We start from the raw sequence: 3324 nt of genomic DNA, 5'->3' as shown, positions 1-3324 counted from the left end.
ACAATCTGACACGCAATCACTATAATTTTTATTGTGATGTGACTGAAATCTATGTCAGTATATATGTTTTCCTTTTCGCAGATGTTGACATTCTGCGAAAGATTTATGTCCTTGCATGATGCGAATTATCTATGCAAGATACCAAATTATAATATGACAAAAGGTCAATCACAATCATCATAGTGTATTTGAAAGGATCTATGCATAAATTAGTAAACGGTTATTATGGCGTTTGGTGAAGTATTGAAAAGTCTGCGTGAAGAACGAGGAGTAACACAGGACAAGCTGGCACAATACTTACATGTAAACAGAGCTACGATAGCCGGTTATGAGGTAAAAGGTAAAAAACCTAGATATGAAACACTGATAAAACTGGCTGATTACTTTGATGTATCGATAGATTATTTGGTTACAGGAGAAGAAAATCGGTTAGGTATACAAAAATAGAAACAATTTGCTGGGGAGCAGAGGATTTATAAATGAAAGTCAGGGGGATAGTCCCTTCTTATTCTAAAATGACATGAGGCTAAAGGTGTAGCCTGATGTTCTATTCATTTATGAATCCCATGGAAACTTTAATAATTACAAAAAAGAAAAGATTTAAGCCTGTGGTGCGATAAAAAGCATTTTGGGTGAGATATATATTAGAAGAACAGGTTATGAATATAGAAGCGAATGTACTAAATGAAATTATGTCCACCATAGGTAGTGTGTCGCCGGAGACAGGTGGAATAATTGGAACCCAAAACGATGTTGTATGTGCATATTATTTTGACAGAACCGGGAGTTGCGATAGCAATACATACAAACCGGATACGGTTACTGTAAATAGTGTCATATCGGATTGGACGCAACGGAGCATACAATTTGCGGGGATTGTTCATAGCCATTTGGAAGATAGGTGTGAGTTGTCCTGTGCAGACATCAAGTATGCACAGCTAATCATGACGGCAAATGATATGAATGTAATATTATTTCCGTTGGTCGTGATAGGCAGCAAGGTAAGGGTAATCTTATACAAAGTAGACAGGTGTGGAGATGTTTCTGAAGAGAAGATTACTTTGATTTAAGCGGTTGCTTTAGCAGCCGGTTTAAATAAATCAAATGATTGAAGGAGTTTAGAGATGGAAGGAATCAAAACAAATGTAACGCTACCGGAAGGGGTATGCTGCGCATATGATTGTGGGGCATGTGGTTGGTCTGATCCGGGAGAGAAAGACAGAAGTGGCAAAATCTGGTGTACAAGAAATCACGCGTATTATTATCCGTGGGAGAGTTCATCAAGTTGTAGCGGATACTTCACAAGAAAGTAATTGTAGGATAATTAAGTTCAGCCGTGAGGTAATCAGTGAGTTAAGAAAACATTCGTGGATTGCCTTACGGTTAGACTAGCGAAGAGAGGATGCACATGAAGGTTGATGTTATAGATATTGAGAGTGAAGAACCAGTGATTCTTGAATTGGAGGACTTTGATGATGAGAAAGTCCCGGTTGAGCTTGTAAAAAAGTTTGAATACGACGGAAGATTATTTGTATTAGGCAACGACCTTAATGATGGTGAATCAATGTACATATTTGAAGTAGGACATACTGAAATGGGAGAGATGTTGTCGAGTATAAATGATGAAGAAGAATTCAACAAAATAGTTAGTTTATTAAATGATTGTGATTGATAACAGGTGATAGCAGATGAAAAGATGTCCAAGTTGCAATGATTTTGCATTGTATGATGACAGTATAGATACTTGCCCGATATGTGGAACAACCTTGATAAGGTATCGAAGAAGGAAGACCATGGCTATTCGTGAAGATTCTTTGAAGGTGATTGAACCGGTTTCATATACTCCAGAATTGACGAGAGAGTATGATGGTGGAACACTGAAATGGCAAAGCAACAGAGAATAAATGATTTGCGTAAAAAAACAGATATTTTAATTATTGATGATGAAGATTTTGCTCCTCAGGAGTTCCTTGAGAATAATAATTATAGATTTACTAATAAAAGTGATATAGACAATATAAGAGATGTAAGTGAATATCCTATAATTTTATGTGATATAAGAGGTATTGGCAAAAAGATATCTAATGCATATGAAGGGGCTTTTGTTATTCAGGAGATCAAGAAGAACTATCCAGAAAAAATAGTACTTGCATATACTGCAAGTCAATATGATCCATCTTATAATAGTTATATACAAAAAGCAGATGATGTTTTACAAAAAAGTTTATCAACGGAATCGTGGTTGGAGAATCTGGATAAATATTTATATATGATTTCTGATCCTATTTTTCAGTGGAAAAAATTCCGAAATCAACTTTTGGAAAAAGATGTGTCATTGATTACTGTTGCAAGATATGAGGATATATTTGTGAAATCATATAAGAAAGGAGATTTTAAGGATTTCAAGAATTTGGAGGCATCTGTTGATGGAGATATTAAAAATATTTTTAGCAAATTTATTTCTACAATTCTTGTTGAACTTATAAAAGCTATATAGATGGATAATTTATTGCCAATTCTTTATAAAAACCAAGTAAGTGATGGTAGTGTTATACAAATATGTAATAAATGTAAAAATAAATATAAACAGGAGCCGTGTTCCAGTTTTTACAAAAAGATTATGACACAAGGTGAGGGATTTTATCAGTGTCCGTCTGGATATACAATATATCACAAAACAGATGGTCAAACTTCATTTTTTGTTATTGGAATACGAGTAAAAAAGCATTGTAAAAAGATGACTTCAACAAGGCAAGATAATACTCAAACAACAATATCTGAACAGTTATTTTTAAGATTATTATCTGCACAAGTAGAAATTACTAAACTGCAAACTGAGATGGAACGGGAGAAGAGTATTCATAAAGATTTATTGCATGATGTGCGTAAATTGGATTCACATATTATGTACAAGTCTGATGAGATAATCAGAAATATATCGGATATGTCAAATATACCTAAAGAAATATTAAATAAAGTCAAAAATATAAACGCAATGGAACAATTAATTGCATGTAAATATTCGGTATATGATCTTGTTTCAAATATAGATATGTTAACAATTGCGTCGATGGCAAATGTAAATGTATATAAGAAATTTGATAAAATTAGATATATTCTAATTGGATATAAGAAAAAGGATGTAACAATACATTTTCATGGGGAAACTCAATTTTCATATAATATGATAAATGCATATGCTGAAATACTGCCATTTTTGTTGTTCGAAAATGCAGTAAAATATACAATAGGTCAGAATGATGTTGATGTGACTTTTGAGCAGACAGGAGATAATTTATTTGTTAATATAAAATCATTTGGCCC

General features: G+C 33.4%; 6 protein-coding genes. All 6 read left to right on the top strand.

The window, feature by feature from the left end; translation table 11 throughout:
- Positions 1 to 225 precede the first annotated feature (225 nt).
- The gene (locus CCU_RS07310) at positions 226 to 447 is read left to right on the top strand and encodes a helix-turn-helix domain-containing protein (protein ID WP_015534131.1); all 222 of its coding nucleotides are present in this window, start codon (positions 226 to 228) and stop codon (positions 445 to 447) included.
- Between the two features lie 212 nt (positions 448 to 659).
- A complete protein-coding gene (locus tag CCU_RS07305; RefSeq protein WP_015534130.1) occupies positions 660 to 1070 on the top strand; it encodes a hypothetical protein in 411 nt (136 codons plus the stop codon).
- 338 nt (positions 1071 to 1408) lie between these two features.
- A complete protein-coding gene (locus CCU_RS07300) occupies positions 1409 to 1672 on the top strand; it encodes a DUF1292 domain-containing protein (RefSeq protein WP_015534128.1) in 264 nt (87 codons plus the stop codon).
- Between the two features lie 16 nt (positions 1673 to 1688).
- Positions 1689 to 1904 (top strand): hypothetical protein, encoded by a 216-nt coding sequence (locus tag CCU_RS07295; RefSeq protein ID WP_208896083.1) that lies wholly within the window; start codon positions 1689 to 1691, stop codon positions 1902 to 1904.
- On the top strand, positions 1883 to 2497 hold the full coding sequence (locus CCU_RS07290; protein ID WP_015534127.1) for a response regulator: 615 nt from the start codon (positions 1883 to 1885) through the stop codon (positions 2495 to 2497). Before CCU_RS07295 ends, CCU_RS07290 begins: the two co-directional genes overlap by 22 nt.
- Positions 2498 to 3324: hypothetical protein (locus tag CCU_RS07285; protein ID WP_208896082.1), on the top strand; the 827-nt coding region annotated here is incomplete at its 3' end. It lies immediately after the preceding gene.

It is taken from the genome of Coprococcus sp. ART55/1 (genome assembly GCF_000210595.1).
GTDB lineage: Bacteria > Bacillota > Clostridia > Lachnospirales > Lachnospiraceae > Coprococcus > Coprococcus aceti.
This window is presented reverse-complemented; position numbering and strand designations above follow the sequence as displayed.

Coding starts and splice junctions, on each gene's coding strand:
- CCU_RS07295 (WP_208896083.1), top strand. CDS start 1,689: ATGAAAAGATGTCCAAGTTGCAATGATTTTGCATTGTATGATGACAGT.
- CCU_RS07310 (WP_015534131.1), top strand. CDS start 226: ATGGCGTTTGGTGAAGTATTGAAAAGTCTGCGTGAAGAACGAGGAGTA.
- CCU_RS07300 (WP_015534128.1), top strand. CDS start 1,409: ATGAAGGTTGATGTTATAGATATTGAGAGTGAAGAACCAGTGATTCTT.
- CCU_RS07290 (WP_015534127.1), top strand. CDS start 1,883: ATGGCAAAGCAACAGAGAATAAATGATTTGCGTAAAAAAACAGATATT.
- CCU_RS07305 (WP_015534130.1), top strand. CDS start 660: ATGAATATAGAAGCGAATGTACTAAATGAAATTATGTCCACCATAGGT.